A 15,494-nucleotide genomic window follows, 5' to 3' on the forward strand; every position below is an offset into this window, starting at 1 on the left:
CCAAACCGTTTTCAATTTTTCCAATGTTTGGTTCTTTTGGGAGGAAGATATGAAATTTCATTTCACAGCGGTCGCCATCGCGGCCGCGCTGCTCGGTGTCGCACAGCCCTCGTTCGCCGCCAACATCAGTATTTCCGCAAGCTCGACCGGCAAGAACCTCGACCTGTTCCGCAAGCAGCTCGACGAGTTCGAGAAGGCAACCGGCAACAAGGTCAGCATCGTGACCATGCCGTCGTCTTCGACGGAGCAGTTCTCGCAGTATCGCCTGTGGCTCGCCGCCGGCAACAAGGACGTCGACGTTTATCAGACCGACGTCATCTGGGCGCCGCAGCTCGCCGACCAGTTCGTCGACCTCAAGGATGCCGCAAAGGATGTCGTCGGCGATTTCTTCCCGTCGATCATCGCCTCGCAGACCGTGAACGGTCGCCTCGTCGCCATGCCGCTCTACACCGATGCGCCGGCGCTCTTCTACCGCAAGGACCTGCTCGACAAGTACGGCAAACAGCCGCCGAAGACCTGGGACGAAATGGCGGCGACCGCCAAGGAAATCCAGGACAAGGAACGCGCAGCCGGCCAGAAGGATCTCTGGGGCTATGTGTTCCAGGGCAACGCTTATGAAGGCCTGACCTGCAATGCGCTGGAGTGGGTCAAGTCCTCAGGCGGCGGCCAGATCATCGAGCCGGACGGCACCATCTCCATCAACAACGAGAAGGCAGCAGCGGCGATCGACCGCGCCAAGGGTTGGGTCGGAACGATTTCGCCAGGCGGCGTGCTCGCCTACCAGGAAGAAGAGTCCCGCGGCGTCTGGCAGACCGGCAATGCCGTTTTCATGCGCAACTGGCCCTATGCCTACGCTCTCGGCAATGGCGGGGACAGCGCCGTCAAGGGCAAGTTCGACGTAACGACACTTCCGGTTGCCAAGGAAGGCGACACGCCATCCTCGACGCTCGGCGGCTGGAACCTCGCCGTCTCCAAGTACTCTGAGAACCCGGACGTCGCAATTGCGCTCGTCAAGTTCCTGACCTCCAAGGAACGCCAGAAGCAGCGCGCCATCGAGCTCTCCAACCTGCCGACACTGTCTGCGCTCTACGACGACAAGGACATCGCGGCCGCAGCACCGTTCATGCCGAACTGGAAGCCGATCTTCCAGAACGCCGTTCCGCGTCCATCGGCATCCGCCAAGGTCAAGTACAACGAGGTCTCCTCGAAGTTCTGGACCGCCGTTCATAACTCGCTTTCGGGTAACGGCACCTCCGCAGAAAACCTCGAGCTTCTCGAGGCCGACCTGACGACGCTGAAGGGCGAGAACTGGTAACCGACGGCATCGGCAGCGGCGGGCGTCCGCCGCTGCCCTTCCCCGAAGCCGCCATCGTCAAATCGCCTCAAGAAGCGGGTACCTCATGACTGAAGCCGCAGTTTCCTCAAGCGTCGGATCGCGAGCGCGCGCCGTCAATACCTCGTCGGACCTGCGCTCCGAGCGCATCCGTTCCGCCTGGATATTCCTGGCCCCCACCCTGTTCATTCTGGCCGTTGTTGCCGGATGGCCGCTTTTCAGAACGATCTATTTCAGCTTCACGAACGCATCCCTCACGAGCCTCGGTGACGCCCAGTTCGTCGGCTTCAAAAATTATCTCTCATGGATCACGCTTAAGAGCGGGCGCACCGTCTATAGCGGCCTGCTTGCGGACCCGAACTGGTGGCGCGCCGTCTGGAACACGATGAAGTTCGCGTTCCTGTCGGTAACCATCGAAACCATTCTCGGCCTCGTCGTCGCCCTGGTGTTGAACGCCAATTTCCCCGGCCGCGGCATCGTGCGCGCCGCCATCCTCGTTCCCTGGGCAATCCCGACAATCGTTTCCGCCAAGATGTGGGCCTGGATGCTCAACGACCAGTTCGGCATCCTGAACGACATCCTCCTCGGCATGGGCCTGATCACCCAGAAGATTGCCTGGACCGCAAATCCCGACACGGCCATGATTGCCGTTCTGATCGTCGACGTCTGGAAGACAACGCCCTTCATGGCGCTGCTCATCCTCGCCGGCCTGCAGATGGTTCCCGCCGATATCTACGAAGCCGCCAAGATCGATGGCATCAACCCGATCAAGGTCTTCTGGCGCCTGACCCTGCCGCTGGTCCGCCCAGCCATCATGGTCGCCGTGATCTTCCGCATGCTCGACGCCTTGCGCATCTTCGACCTGATCTACGTGCTGACGCCGAACAATGCTCAGACCAAGACCATGTCGGTTATGGCCCGCGAAAACCTCTTCGACTTCGACAAGTTCGCCTATGGCGCAACCGCCTCGACGGTACTCTTCCTGATCATCGCGACGATCACCGTGCTCTACATGTGGCTCGGTCGCGTCAAACTCGGCGGGAGCGAACGCTGATGCTGCTGACCGCTACCAAGAACACCCTCTTCTACCTGCTCGTCGCCGTCATCGTCGTCATCGCGGTATTCCCGTTCTACTATGCGATCCTGACGAGCTTCAAAGCCGGCACGGCCCTCTTCGAGGTCAATTACTGGCCGACCTCGATCTCGCTCACCAACTACACGACGGTCCTGACCACGGGCAGCTTCATCCGCAGCCTCGGTAACTCGCTGCTTGTCGCCATCCTGGTTGTCGCGGCTTCGCTGTTGCTCGCCGTCACCGCATCTTACGCGCTTGCCCGCGTCAATTTCCGCGGTCGCGCGCTGCTGATGCTGACGATCCTGTCGGTGTCGATGTTCCCACAGATCGCCGTGCTCGCCGGCCTGTTCGAGCTCATCCGGTGGATCGGCATCTTCAACACGCCTTTCGCGCTGATCTTCTCCTACATGATCTTCACCCTGCCCTTCACGGTCTGGGTTCTGACCACCTTCATGCGCGATCTGCCGATTGAAATCGAGGAAGCGGCGATCGTCGATGGCGCCTCGCCGTGGGTGATCATCACCCAGGTTTTCATGCCGCTGATGTGGCCTGCTCTGGTCACGACCGGCCTGCTTGCCTTCATTACGGCCTGGAACGAATTCCTCTTCGCCCTAACATTCACTTCATCGGACGCTCAGCGAACGGTGCCGGTTGCCATCGCCCTGCTTTCAGGCGGCAGCCAGTTCGAAATCCCGTGGGGCAACATCATGGCAGCATCCGTCATCGTCACGGTCCCTGTCGTTGTCCTGGTCCTGATATTCCAGCGGCGCATCATTTCCGGCCTGACTGCCGGTGGCGTCAAAGGTTGAAGAAAGCACGATATGGCACAGATTCGACTCGACAATATCCGTAAGAGCTTCGGTGCGCTTGAAGTCATCAAGGGCGTCTCGCTCGATATCCGCAAAGGCGAGTTCATGGTCTTCGTCGGCCCGTCCGGCTGCGGCAAGTCCACGCTGCTGCGGCTGATCTCCGGACTGGAAGACATCAGCTCGGGTACGCTTTCCTTCGATGGCGAGGCCGTCAACCGCTACGCACCGTCGAAGCGCGGCATCGCCATGGTCTTCCAATCCTATGCGCTCTATCCGCATATGACCGTATTCGAGAACATGGCCTTCGGGATGAAACTGTCAGGACGCACCAGGGAAGAATGCAGGGCCCGCGTCGAGCAGGCCGCCGGCATGCTGCAGCTCTCGCCTTATCTCGAACGCCTGCCCCGCCAACTCTCCGGCGGCCAGCGCCAGCGTGTCGCGATCGGCCGCGCCATCGTCCGCGATCCCAAGGTGTTCCTGTTCGACGAGCCGCTGTCGAACCTCGATGCGGCGCTGCGCGTCGCAACGCGTCTGGAGATCGCCAAGCTTCACCGCAGCATGCACGGCACGACGATGATCTACGTCACCCACGACCAGGTCGAGGCGATGACGCTGGCCGACCGCATCTGCGTCCTGCGGGATGGCGTCGTCGAGCAGGTCGGCACGCCGCTCGAACTCTACGAGACACCGAATTCCGTCTTCGTCGCCGGCTTCATCGGTTCGCCGAAAATGAACTTCCTGACCGGTGAATTCGCGGCACCCTACAGTGCCCACACCATCGGTGTTCGCGCCGAGCATATGGAGATCGTTCAGCAGGACGCCGCCTGGAGCGGCACCGTCATTCATTCCGAAATTCTCGGCTCGGACAGCTTCGTCTATCTCGACATCGGCACATCGGAGCCGCTGGTCGTGCGCGAGACGGGCGTCTCCGGCCACCAGCCCGGCCAGAAACTCGGGGTTTCCCCGATGGCTGGCCGTGTTCACCGCTTCGACCAATCCGGACGCGCGCTCGAAAGAGTACCCCTCAAGGGCGCGGCCTGACACCTACCCGAAACCACAGGATCCGCCTCGCTTCCCATCGAGGTCGATCGACCATCCGCATGAAGGAGCAATCACTTGGCTATTCGCACCATTGTCTGGGGTGAAAACATCCACGAAACCACCAATGCCATCGTTCGGGGCATCTATCCCGAAGGCATGCACACCACCATCGCCAATGCCCTGAACACCGATCCGGCGATCCAGGCGACGACGGCCACGCTGCAGGAGCCCGAGCACGGCCTGACGGAAGCCCGCCTTGCCGAAACCGATGTCCTCACCTGGTGGGGTCACAAGGATCACGGCGCGGTCTCCGACGTCGTCGTCGAGCGCGTTGCCAAGCGCGTCTGGGAAGGCATGGGCCTGCTGGTCCTGCACTCCGGCCACTTCTCGAAGATCTTCAAGCGCCTGATGGGCACCCCCTGCGCGCTGAAGTGGCGCGAAGCCGGCGAGCGCGAGCGTCTGTGGACGATCAACCCGCGCCACCCGATCGCCGCTGGCCTCGATGAAAACTTCGTCCTCGAAAACGAGGAAATGTACGGCGAGCAGTTCTCCGTGCCGGAGCCGCTGGAGACGGTCTTCATCTCCTGGTTCCAGGGTGGCGAAGTCTTCCGTTCGGGCCTCACCTGGCGCCGCGGCGCCGGCAACATCTTCTACTTCCGCCCTGGCCATGAAACCTATCCGACCTATCATGATGCCAACGTCCAGAAGGTACTCATCAACGGCGTGAAATGGGCCTATAACCCGCAAGGCGATCTGAAGAGCATCACCGATGCCCCGAATGTCCCCGTCGAAAGGGCTCTTGAGCCGATCGTCGAGCGCGGCCCGCGTCTGCATCAGGCCGGCGAAGCCGGTTACCGCTGAGGAGCACACATATGCGTCTACTCGTTCTTGGTACCGGCTCGATGGCCAGAAACCAGGTTGCCAACTTCCTCGCCATCGATGGCGTGGAGGTTGTCGGCGCCGTCGATACCGATCCGGCACGCCTTGCCGAATTTGCCGATCACTTCCATATCCAGAATCGCTTCCTCTCCCTCGAAGAAGCGATCGCATGGGGTGAATTCGACGCGGCGACCAACGTCACGCCGGATCGCATCCACCATGCGACCAGCCTGGCGCTGATCGCAGCAGGCAAGCATGTATTCTGCGAAAAGCCGCTGGCGGAGCACTATGCCGATGCACTCGAGATGACGGAAGCCGCTGAAGCTGCCGGCGTCATCAACATGGTCAACCTCACCTATCGCAACGTCGCGCCCCTGCAGCGCGCCCGCGAAATGGTGCTGGCTGGTGAGCTCGGCACAATCAGACACGTTGAGGCCTCCTACCTGCAAAGCTGGCTGGTCTCGCGCGCCTGGGGTGACTGGCGCACGGAATCGCGCTGGCTGTGGCGCCTGTCGACCGGCCACGGCTCGAACGGCGTGCTTGGCGATGTCGGCATCCACATCCTCGACTTCGCCGCCTATGGCGCAGCGACCGATATCGACCACGTCTTTGCCCGCCTGAAGACCTTCAACAAGGCTCCCGGCGGCCAGATCGGCGAATATCTGCTGGATGCCAACGACAGCTTCACGATGTCGGTCGATTTCACCAACGGTGCGCTTGGCGTCATCCATGCGACCCGTTGGGCAACCGGCCACCTCAACGAGCTGAAGCTTCGCATCTATGGCGAAAAGGGCAGCCTCGAGGTCATCCATCGCCCGGATGGTTCCGAACTGCGCGGCTGCTTCGGCGAGGACATCGAGACCGCCACCTGGCGCGACATCGAAGTGCCCGCCGTTCTGACGAACTACCAACGCTTTGCCGAAGCCGTCAGAACCGGAAAGCAGGACGACCCGACCTTCCGCCACGCCGCAAACCTGCAGAAGGTCCTCGACCTTGCGATCGTGTCGGAGAAGGAGCGGCGGGAGCTCAATCTGCTGGAGGCCTCCGAGCAGGCTAACCCGGCAAACAAGCGGATACCGCCGCTAACGGTCGTCGTCTGATACGAGAATTCGCCAAGAGGAATAAAGGCCCGCCGATGCGGGCCTTTATCATTTCAAACTACCGCAGACGATCCGCGAGCAGGCTGATCGAAGCAGCGTCGGCATTGGCGAAGGCAAGCCTGAGATAGTGCTCCTGACCTTCCCCGAAATAGCTTCCCGGCAGGCAGACGACACCGGCCTCCTTCGCCAGGCGCTCCGCGACAGCGGCTGAGCTGAGCTCCGCGAACGGATGGCGGATGAACGCGAAATAGGCGCCAAGCGCCCCGATCTCCCAGCCGGGCAACCCTGATATCACGGCCCGCAACGCATCAGCGCGACGTGCGATCTCCAGGCGGTTTTCTGCCTGCCAGTCGGCAAGGATCGGCATCGCCGCGGCAACCGCAACCTGGGCCGCGCGTGGCGCGCAGATCTGCATATTGTCCATGACCTTGGCGATCTCGGCAACGACGTCGACGCCTGCCGTGATCGCCCCGAGGCGATGGCCGGGAATGCAGAAGGACTTCGAGAAGCTGTAGAGCAGGATCAGCGTGTCTTCCCAACCGGGGATCGCAAGCAGCGGATGCGGAGCGCCGTAGCCGTCGGGAAGGAAGTCGCGGTAGGTCTCGTCGACGATCAGCCACGCCCCATGCTTGCGGCAGAGGTTGAACAGCTCCAGCAGCAACTCAGGCGGATAGATCGCGCCTGTCGGATTGTTCGGTGTCACGACCGCCAGTACCTTGGCGCCATCAGCCAGGGCCTTCTCCGCCGAGTGAATCTCCGGCAAAAAGCCGTTCTCGGGGTCGCACTCGACCAGAACGCGCTTGATGCCGAGCATCGACAAAGTCGTCTCCTGATTGAAGTAGAACGGATTGGTCAGTCCCACCGTATCGCCGGAACCGGCAAGCGCGATTGCCGCCGACATGAAGGCCTGGTTGCAGCCCGCGGTGATATGGATGTTGGCTGCCGAAACGGACGCCCCATAGACCTTGGACATATGCCCGGCATAAGCCTCTCTCAGCACGCCCTCGCCCTCGATCGGACCATAGCCCGTCGTCTTCGGCGACGATGCCGCTTCGCCAAGCAGCCGCAGCATTTCAGGATGGGCCGGATAGCCGGGCACCGCCTGCGAAAGATCGACCAACGGCCCCTTGTCGCCCTTGTATTCGCGAGCCCAGGCGAGCACCGAGGGAATGGGAGGCGGAGACAGACGGGAGACAAGCGGATTGGCGAAGGCAGACATGCAGCTCTCTTCTCAAACGAGGTGAACTGTCACTCCTGCACGGAATGAGCTTCCTCGGCAACCGGCATTGAAGGGTGTCGCACAGAGATCGTCAGGAGCCGCAGCAGGCCTTGAGCTTCGAGAGCTTCGGCACCTCGATATGCCTGTTGGCAACGATCGAGATCACCCCATCGGCCTTCAGCTTCGACATCTGGCGAGAGACCGTCTCGATCGTCAGCCCAAGGAAGTCAGCAATGTCAGCCCGCGATAGCGGCAGATCGAACTTGCGCTTTTCGCCGACGGCCTCGGGATCGAGATGCGTTGCGATCAAAAGCAGGAAGCTCGCAACCTTCTCCGCCGCCGTCTTGCGCCCAAGCGTCACCATCCAGTCGCGGGCTTCGTCGAGCTCGCGCAGCGTCTGCGACATCAGGCGTTCGGCAAGCGCAGGATTGCTTTTGACCATGCGCTCCAGCGCCGCCTTCGGAATGCGACAGAGGTTGACGTCGGAAGCCGCCTCCACCGACACTGCATTCTCATTCGCGTTCAGCCTGCCGAGAAGATCGGGCGCGAACTGCAGGCCGACAATCTGCTGGCGTCCGTCCTCCAGCGTCTTGGTGAGCTTCACGACGCCGCGGATGACGGTCGCGTAGGACTCGGCCGGCATCTTCTCGCCGGCAAGCTCATCGCCGGATTCGTGGTTGACCAGGCGCGTATGCGCGGAAAGCGCCAGCAATTCATCGGCGCTGAGCGCACCGCAAATGCCCTTGTGGCGAACCTCGCAGCTCATGCAACGCACTGGTATGTTTGAATTATGTATGTCTTTGCGCATCAAATCAGCTCCGCGCAAAAGCATAGACTACAGCTGCAGCGGGAGAACAGCGTTTTCTTGATCGAGATCAAAGTGTCGCCGTTCGGGGCCGGTTATGGCTTCCCCAAAAGGACACGCCATGAACGCCGAACTCATCGCCCGCTACGCCGCTCGCGTGCCACGCTACACCAGCTACCCAACGGCTCCGCACTTCCATGACGGCGTCGACGAAGCGGTCTATCGGGAATGGCTCGGCCAGGAGGCGGATGGATCGCTGTCGCTATATCTGCATATCCCGTTTTGCGATCGGCTCTGCTCCTATTGCGGCTGCCATACCAAGCAGGTGCGCCGCTACGACCCGATCGCCGCCTATCTCGATGTTCTCAACAGGGAGATCGAGCTTGTTGCCGGGTGCCTGCCCGAGCGGCGCAAGGTCAGTGCGATCCATTTCGGCGGCGGTTCGCCGACGATCGTGAACCCAATAGACCTGCAGAGATTGCGCGACACACTGGATCGGCATTTCGATATTGCATCGAACGCCGAGATCAGCGTCGAGATCGACCCGACTCATGTCGACGCCGAGCGCCTGCAGGCATGGAGATCCCTGGGCATAACGCGGGCAAGTGTCGGCGTGCAGGATTTCGAGCCGATCGTACAGACCGCGATCAACCGCCCACAAAGCTTCGAGGAGACGGCTGACGTCGTGACCACGCTAAGAGATCTCGGTGTCTCCTCGATCAATCTCGATATCGTCTATGGCCTGCCGCACCAAAACAAAACGATGCTGTTGAGAACGATCGAACAATGTCTCTCCATGGCGCCCGATCGGATCGCCATGTTCGGCTATGCCCATGTCCCCTGGATGAAGAAGCATCAGTCGCAGATTGATGCAGCGACGTTGGCCGGTCCGGTGGAACGCTTCGAGATGGTGGCTGCCGGTGCCGAGGCCATTCTTGCCGCCGAATATGTGGCTGTCGGGATCGATCATTTTGCAAAGCCAGGTGACTGCATGGCACAGAAGCTTTCCCACGGCACGCTTCGACGCAATTTCCAAGGCTACACCACCGACGAGGCGGACGCATTGATCGGTTTCGGCGCGTCCTCGATCGGGCGGCTGCCGCAGGGCTATGTCCAGAACATCACGGCGACGGGGCAATACTGCCGGGCAATCCTGGACGGTCGTCTACCTGTTGCTCGCGGCTTTTCCCTCTCTGACGGCGACCGCGCAGCTGCGTCCGCCATCGAGGATCTGATGTGCAGCTACGCCTTCTCTGTCTCCGATCTCCGATCACGCTTTGGACGCGCCGCCGACGCTGTCGTCACCGATGCGATGCGGGCGCATCTATTCAACGAGGATGAACTGACGACATTCGACGGCAACACCTTCGCGATCACACCGAAAGGCCGGCCCTTCGTGCGGGCGATCGCTGCGAAATTCGATCGTTATCTCGATCAGGGGCGGGCGAAACATTCGATCGCCGTTTGATCCAGATCAAGTTCTGTCGCGGCGAATCTTCCTATGACTCGCCGCGACACCAAATTGCCGCAGCCTTTGTTCCCCGATTGCCCATAGAGCCAAGCCAGTTATAGTAATTTCAGAAATTTCTGAAATCACAGACATAACGGAAACCCCGATGAACCTTCCGCCGCTTGTTCAATCCTTCGTTCTCCACTTCGGTGAAATGGGCTCGCGCTGGGGCATCAACCGCACGGTCGGCCAGATCTATGCGCTGCTCTACGTGTCTCCTTCGCCGCTATGCGCCGAGGAAATCGCCGATGCCCTCAGCATCTCGCGCTCGAATGTCTCGATGAGCCTGCGCGAACTTCAGACCTGGAACCTGGTGCTGCTGAAGCACAAGCCGGATGACCGGCGCGACTTCTTCACCACGCCCGACGATGTCTGGCAGATTCTGCGCACTCTGGCCGAAGAGCGCAAGAAGCGAGAGGTAGACCCGACGCTCTCGGTCCTTCGCGAAATCCTGATGCAGCGGCCGGCAAGTGAAGCCGAGCGCCATGCGCAAGAGCGCATGAGCGAGATGCACGCGCTGATCGAGCAGCTAACGCATTGGTATGAAGACGTAAAACAACTTGAAACCGAGCGCCTTGCAACGCTACTCTCTTTAGGTGCGAAAGTGACGAAGCTGTTGGAGGCCAAGGATCGAGTTGTTTCGCTCGGCCGCAGCCGCCGGCCCAATCCTGCGAACAAGAGTTAGCGCTATGGGGAGTGCTTACTTAGACGCAAGTGGAAAGCAGGCTTTCGGCAAGCCGGAAAAACCTGTGCCCAGACATCGCGGGCTTCGAATGGCAGCAGCCGTCCAGACGCTCGCATCGCTGATCTGGATACCGCAGGCGGCCATTCTCGCCACCGCAGTCGGCAGGATCGCAGATGGCGGCGGCTTCAACGAGGTCTTCGGGCTCGCCGTTTATATCGCCCTGCTTGGGATAACGAAAAGCTGTCTCGAAGCGGCGGGCGGTCGCATGGCATTTCGTGCCGCCCGAACCGAACTGACGGCCCGGCGCGAACTTGCCACAGCAGCCCTCGCCAGACGCTCGCCGATCGACAGCACAAGACCGAGTTCCGGCGAAGCCGCAAGCGTCATCGGCGAGCAGGCCGAAATGATCGTTCCCTATCTCTCGCGCTTTCAGCCGGCCCGTTTCAAGGCGAGTGCCGTACCATCGGTCATCCTAGCCTGCGTTGTCCCGATTTCGTGGATTGCCGCCCTCATTCTCCTGTTTGCCATGCCACTGATCCCGGTCTTCATGGCGCTGATCGGCTGGCGTGCGCAGGCGGCCAGCGAGAAGCAGCTGGCCGCGACCGGAGGCCTCAACGGCTTCCTCCTCGATCGCCTGCGTGGCATGGCGACGATCCGTTCGCTGGGTGCCGTCGATGTTACCGCAACAAGACTCAGGGCAGACTCTGAGTCGCTGAAAACCCGAACGATGGCCGTCCTGAAGATCGCCTTCCTGTCGTCGGCTGTTCTGGAGCTTTTCGCAGCGCTGGGCGTCGCTCTGGTCGCCGTCTACGTCGGCTTCTCGCTGCTCGGCGAAATCCGTTTCGGCGCCTGGGCCGGAGGCCTCGATCTGACGAGCGGCCTCTTCGTGCTGCTGCTTGCACCTGCGTTCTTTGAGCCGCTGCGGGAGCTCTCTGCCGTCTGGCATGATCGCGCCGCCGGCGAGGCCGCCATGAAGGCAATCGATGCTTTAAATGTGGAAGGCCTTCAACTGCCCACCGCAACCGACGCACCCGCCGTGGCACCGGCCGGCGCCATCCGCCTGGCCAATGTCGGCTTCCGTTACGGCAAGGACAGCAACGCCGCCATCGATGGATTTGATTTGAGCGTCCGTGCTGGCGAGCATGTTGCGCTTCTCGGCCCCAGCGGCTCTGGTAAATCGACCCTGCTCGCGCTGATCGCTGGTCACGTGACCGGCGACACCGGCAGCGTCACGATCGACGGACAGCCGGTCAGCCCCGCCCTTCATGATAAGATCGCCTGGGTCGGCCAGAAGCCGCACATATTTGCCGGCACCATCGCGGGCAACATTTCGCTCGGCCGACCGAACGTTTCCATGCAATCTGTGGCAGAAGCACTCAATCTCGCAAAGCTCAACCGTTTCGCCCGCAGCCACGCTCGCCGTCCGCTTGGCGATGGTGGTGTGGGAGTATCAGGCGGCGAAGCGTTGCGCCTCGCCATCGCCCGTGCCGCCTGCAATGCGGAAGCGTGTATCGTACTTGCGGACGAGCCGACCGCGCACCTTGATGCCGAAACCGCAAGCGAGATCACCGAGAGCCTCCTTGCCCTTGCCAAGGGACGCACGCTCGTTGTCGCGACTCACGATCCGCAGCTTGCTGCCCGCATGGAGCAGACGATCCTCCTCGATCGCGAAACTGTACGGGAGGCCGCCGAATGAGCGCATCGCTTTCCACCCTCAGGCCGATCGCCAAGCTTTTCCTTGCCGAACGCCGCCGCGGCCTGCTCCTCGGAGCTGCGCTTTCGGCGACCACGGTATCGGCAGGAATTGCCCTGCTTGGTCTCTCCGGGTGGTTCATCACTGCCACCGGCATTGCCGGACTTTCCGCAGCGGCGGTCGCTACGTTCGACGTGTTCATGCCGTCGGCCGGCATCCGCCTGCTTGCACTCGGCCGGACCGCCTCGCGTTACGGCGAGCGGCTAACCACTCACGACGCAACGCTGAGCGTACTCGCCGCCCTGCGCGAGCGCCTATTTCGTGGATGGGCGGCACCCGGCGCCGCACGCGAACTCGCACGCCGGCCCGCCCGGCTGCTTTTCCGTCTGACCGGCGACATCGACGCGCTGGATTCCCTTTATCTACGTGTGCTGGTTCCGACCGGCGTGGCAATCATTGCGGCACTTTCCGCAAGCATCGCCCTCGGTCCAATGAACCCGCTCTTCGGGCTGGCCGTCGGTGCCACCCTCCTCGGCACGGGGCTCGGCATTCCACTATTGGCCGGACGCCGGGCAACAAAGCATGCCCGCCGCCGCACCTACGGCATCGAAGCCATTCGCGCCCGCACCATCGATCTCGTCGCTGGGCAAACCGACTTGTTGATGGCCGGACGCCTCGACGCCCAACGGGCTGCGATTGCCGACGCTGACCGCTACGCAGCCTCTGCCGATGATCGCCTGAACCGCATCGAAACCGGCGTTACCTTCGGTTTCGGCTTAGCGACGACCGCTCTTCTGGCCGGTTCGCTACTTGCCGTTGCGGCATTGGCCGGAGCGCAAGCAATCAGCCCAGCGGTTGCCACGCTGGGTATCCTGATCGCATTCGCCGCGGTCGAACCCTTCGGTGCGCTGCGTCGCGGAGCGATGGAACTTGGCCGCACGCTTCTTTCTGCCCGCCGCATCGCGCCTCGCCTGTCGGCAAACGAAGACCCGCACAGCAACGCGACTCCGCGTCCCGGATTTGCGTTTCGCCTGGATCGCGTCAGCGCAGGATACGACGCGGAAACGCCTGTGCTTCACGAGGTCGACCTCGACCTACCGGCAGGCGCGAAGCTGGCGCTGGTCGGCGCCAGCGGTGCAGGTAAGTCGACACTTCTGTCGCTCCTCGCAGCCGAAATGTTCCCAACCGAAGGAGCCGCCGAAGGACTCGACGCCACGCTTCTGACGCAACGGACGGAGCTCTTCCAAGATAGCGTTCGCGGCAATCTCCAACTCGCGAGCCCCGACGCAGCGGATGCCGCGTTGCGCGACGCACTTATCGCTGCAGGCCTCCTGCAGGATGTCGCAGCCCTACCGCGTGGCCTCGACACTCAACTTGGCGAAGGCGGCATGGGGCTCTCGGGTGGTCAGTCGCGCCGCCTTGCTCTTGCCCGCCTGTTCCTCCGCGACACGCCACTCTGGCTGCTGGACGAACCAACGGAGGGCCTCGACGGCGCAACCGCGCGGGACGTCATGCAACGTCTGGCCGAGCAAGCCGTGGGGCGCTCGCTTGTCATCGCCACGCATATCCGTCGCGAAGCAGCAATCGCGGATGTCATCGCCGTCATGGAGGATGGGCGCATCACAGAAGTTTCACGTCGCGGAGAGGCGGCGTTCGAAAAGGCTTTGAACCGGCTGAGACCGGACTGAGCCACACCGCATGGCCGCCCGGCAATCCGGCTTGGCGGAGACTCTTCATATCCCGTGGGACCGTGGGAGAAAGACAATGGAACTGGACATAGTTGCGCTATCGCGCTTCCAATTTGCGCTGACTGCGCTTTACCACTTTTTATTCGTACCTTTGACGCTAGGGCTCTCCGTATTGCTCGCTATCATGGAGACGGTCTACGTCATGACCGGCCGCCAGATCTGGCGGCAGATGACGAAGTTCTGGGGCATACTCTTCGGTATCAACTTTGCGATCGGTGTCGCCACCGGCATCGTCATGGAATTCCAGTTCGGCATGAATTGGAGCTACTACAGCTACTATGTCGGCGATATCTTCGGCGCTCCGCTCGCGATCGAGGGGCTGATGGCCTTCTTCCTCGAGGCGACCTTCGTCGGCCTGTTCTTCTTCGGATGGGACAAGCTGTCAAAGGTGGGTCACCTGGTGGCGACATGGTGCGTGGCGCTTGGCTCCAACTTCTCGGCGCTCTGGATTCTCATCGCCAACGGCTGGATGCAGAACCCGGTCGGTTCGGCGCTCAATCCGCAAACGATGCGGATGGAGGTCACCAGCTTCTTCGACGTGGTCTTCAACCCCGTCGCCCAGGCGAAATTTGTCCACACCGTCTCGGCTGGTTACGTCTGCGCCTCGATCTTCGTGCTCGGCGTTTCTGCCTGGTACATGCTGAAGGGTCGCCATCTGCAAATGGCCAAGCGCTCGATGACGGTTGCCGCATCTTTCGGCCTGGCATCGGCGCTTTCGGTCGTCGTCCTCGGCGATGAAAGCGGCTACCTCGCAACTGAAAACCAGAAGATGAAGCTTGCCGCCATCGAGGCCATGTGGAAGACGGAACCGGCACCGGCTGCCTTCACCGCCTTCGGCTTCCCGGATCAGGAAGCTCGCGAAACGCATTTCGCCGTTCATATTCCCTGGGTAATGGGCCTGATCGGTACCCGCTCCCTGACAACGGAAATCCCCGGCATCGACCAACTGGAACAGAAGGCTGAGGCTCGTATCCGCGACGGTATCAAGGCTTACGACGCGCTGATGCAGATCCGCGCGGCCGCAACGCCGGATGCGATCGCACCTCAGCTGCGCAGTTCCTTCGAGGAAATCGGGCACGAGCTTGGCTATGCTCTCCTTCTGAAGCGCTATGTCGATGATCCACGCCAGGCGACCGACGCGCAGATCACCCAGGCCGCACGCGATACCGTTCCGCATGTGCCGACGCTCTTCTGGTCGTTCCGCATCATGGTCGGGCTCGGCATGTTCTTCATCGTCCTGACGGCAACCTTCTTCTGGCTGTCGGCGCGACGTCACTTGGACAAGTACCCATTGCTGCTGAAGATCGCCGTCTTCGCCATCCCGCTTCCCTGGATTGCCATCGAAGCCGGCTGGATCGTCGCAGAGATCGGACGCCAGCCCTGGGTCATCGAAGGCGTGCTGCCGACGGCAATGGCCGTGTCGAGCCTCGGCGCAAGCACGGTTCTGCTGACGATCTGTGGCTTTGCTGCCCTCTATACCGCCCTCATCGTCGTCGAGATGACGCTCATGATCCGGGCCATCCAGAAGGGACCGGACCCTGACAACGAGCCGGAAGCCGAACTCATCTCCGAAACTCTCGTCCCCGCAGCGGAGTGA

The 15,494-nt window shown here is 61.7% G+C and carries 13 protein-coding genes; 11 read left to right on the top strand and 2 right to left on the bottom strand.

Going from position 1 to position 15,494, the window contains the following annotated elements; all coding sequences use genetic code 11:
* The first annotated feature begins 49 nt into the window (after positions 1-49).
* The 6 genes from FHT97_RS07530 to FHT97_RS07555 all read left to right on the top strand — a co-directional run bounded on the left by FHT97_RS07530 (position 50) and on the right by FHT97_RS07555 (position 6,237).
* The gene (locus tag FHT97_RS07530) at positions 50-1,315 is read left to right on the top strand and encodes an ABC transporter substrate-binding protein (protein WP_183861034.1); all 1,266 of its coding nucleotides are present in this window, start codon (positions 50-52) and stop codon (positions 1,313-1,315) included.
* A gap of 85 nt (positions 1,316-1,400) precedes the next feature.
* Entirely contained in the window at positions 1,401-2,387 is a 987-nt protein-coding gene (locus FHT97_RS07535; RefSeq protein ID WP_183861036.1) for a sugar ABC transporter permease, read from the top strand.
* Positions 2,387-3,217, top strand: coding sequence for a carbohydrate ABC transporter permease (locus FHT97_RS07540; protein WP_153270916.1), 831 nt, complete (start codon positions 2,387-2,389; stop codon positions 3,215-3,217). The genes FHT97_RS07535 and FHT97_RS07540 overlap by 1 nt, the downstream gene beginning before the upstream one ends.
* 12 nt (positions 3,218-3,229) lie before the next feature.
* The gene (locus FHT97_RS07545) at positions 3,230-4,258 is read left to right on the top strand and encodes an ABC transporter ATP-binding protein (protein ID WP_183861038.1); all 1,029 of its coding nucleotides are present in this window, start codon (positions 3,230-3,232) and stop codon (positions 4,256-4,258) included.
* Between the two features lie 75 nt (positions 4,259-4,333).
* Positions 4,334-5,119, top strand: coding sequence for a ThuA domain-containing protein (locus FHT97_RS07550; RefSeq protein ID WP_183861040.1), 786 nt, complete (start codon positions 4,334-4,336; stop codon positions 5,117-5,119).
* 11 nt (positions 5,120-5,130) lie between these two features.
* A complete protein-coding gene (locus FHT97_RS07555) occupies positions 5,131-6,237 on the top strand; it encodes a Gfo/Idh/MocA family oxidoreductase (RefSeq protein ID WP_183861042.1) in 1,107 nt (368 codons plus the stop codon).
* 58 nt (positions 6,238-6,295) lie between these two features.
* Here the strand turns inward: FHT97_RS07555 and FHT97_RS07560 are convergent, their stop codons facing one another.
* Positions 6,296-7,456 carry an aminotransferase gene (locus FHT97_RS07560; protein ID WP_183861044.1) on the bottom strand — a complete coding sequence of 387 codons (1,161 nt, stop codon included), beginning with the start codon at positions 7,454-7,456 and terminating at the stop codon, positions 6,296-6,298.
* Between the two features lie 91 nt (positions 7,457-7,547).
* Complete coding sequence (locus tag FHT97_RS07565) at positions 7,548-8,264, bottom strand: helix-turn-helix domain-containing protein (RefSeq protein WP_246712578.1); 717 nt, start codon at positions 8,262-8,264, stop codon at positions 7,548-7,550.
* 118 nt (positions 8,265-8,382) lie between these two features.
* Here FHT97_RS07565 and hemN point away from each other — a divergent pair, with 118 nt between their 5' ends.
* The 5 genes from hemN to FHT97_RS07590 all read left to right on the top strand — a co-directional run bounded on the left by hemN (position 8,383) and on the right by FHT97_RS07590 (position 15,494).
* On the top strand, positions 8,383-9,729 hold the full coding sequence (hemN, locus tag FHT97_RS07570; RefSeq protein WP_183861046.1) for an oxygen-independent coproporphyrinogen III oxidase: 1,347 nt from the start codon (positions 8,383-8,385) through the stop codon (positions 9,727-9,729).
* A gap of 148 nt (positions 9,730-9,877) precedes the next feature.
* Positions 9,878-10,456, top strand: a complete 579-nt coding sequence (locus tag FHT97_RS07575; RefSeq protein ID WP_016554605.1) for a GbsR/MarR family transcriptional regulator — start codon at positions 9,878-9,880, stop codon at positions 10,454-10,456.
* A gap of 4 nt (positions 10,457-10,460) precedes the next feature.
* The gene (cydD, locus tag FHT97_RS07580; RefSeq protein ID WP_183861048.1) at positions 10,461-12,152 is read left to right on the top strand and encodes a thiol reductant ABC exporter subunit CydD; all 1,692 of its coding nucleotides are present in this window, start codon (positions 10,461-10,463) and stop codon (positions 12,150-12,152) included.
* Positions 12,149-13,837: an amino acid ABC transporter ATP-binding/permease protein gene (locus tag FHT97_RS07585; protein ID WP_183861050.1), complete on the top strand. Its 1,689-nt coding sequence runs from the start codon at positions 12,149-12,151 to the stop codon at positions 13,835-13,837. The genes cydD and FHT97_RS07585 overlap by 4 nt, the downstream gene beginning before the upstream one ends.
* A 76-nt stretch (positions 13,838-13,913) precedes the next feature.
* A complete protein-coding gene (locus FHT97_RS07590; protein WP_183861052.1) occupies positions 13,914-15,494 on the top strand; it encodes a cytochrome ubiquinol oxidase subunit I in 1,581 nt (526 codons plus the stop codon).

The sequence above is a fragment of the Rhizobium sp. BK399 genome, assembly GCF_014194695.1.
Taxonomy (GTDB): Bacteria; Pseudomonadota; Alphaproteobacteria; order Rhizobiales; family Rhizobiaceae; genus Rhizobium.

Coding starts and splice junctions, on each gene's coding strand:
- cydD (WP_183861048.1), top strand. CDS start 10,461: ATGGGGAGTGCTTACTTAGACGCAAGTGGAAAGCAGGCTTTCGGCAAG.
- FHT97_RS07590 (WP_183861052.1), top strand. CDS start 13,914: ATGGAACTGGACATAGTTGCGCTATCGCGCTTCCAATTTGCGCTGACT.
- FHT97_RS07565 (WP_246712578.1), bottom strand. CDS start 8,264: ATGCGCAAAGACATACATAATTCAAACATACCAGTGCGTTGCATGAGC.
- FHT97_RS07555 (WP_183861042.1), top strand. CDS start 5,131: ATGCGTCTACTCGTTCTTGGTACCGGCTCGATGGCCAGAAACCAGGTT.
- FHT97_RS07545 (WP_183861038.1), top strand. CDS start 3,230: ATGGCACAGATTCGACTCGACAATATCCGTAAGAGCTTCGGTGCGCTT.
- FHT97_RS07575 (WP_016554605.1), top strand. CDS start 9,878: ATGAACCTTCCGCCGCTTGTTCAATCCTTCGTTCTCCACTTCGGTGAA.
- FHT97_RS07560 (WP_183861044.1), bottom strand. CDS start 7,456: ATGTCTGCCTTCGCCAATCCGCTTGTCTCCCGTCTGTCTCCGCCTCCC.
- FHT97_RS07585 (WP_183861050.1), top strand. CDS start 12,149: ATGAGCGCATCGCTTTCCACCCTCAGGCCGATCGCCAAGCTTTTCCTT.
- FHT97_RS07540 (WP_153270916.1), top strand. CDS start 2,387: ATGCTGCTGACCGCTACCAAGAACACCCTCTTCTACCTGCTCGTCGCC.
- FHT97_RS07530 (WP_183861034.1), top strand. CDS start 50: ATGAAATTTCATTTCACAGCGGTCGCCATCGCGGCCGCGCTGCTCGGT.
- FHT97_RS07535 (WP_183861036.1), top strand. CDS start 1,401: ATGACTGAAGCCGCAGTTTCCTCAAGCGTCGGATCGCGAGCGCGCGCC.
- hemN (WP_183861046.1), top strand. CDS start 8,383: ATGAACGCCGAACTCATCGCCCGCTACGCCGCTCGCGTGCCACGCTAC.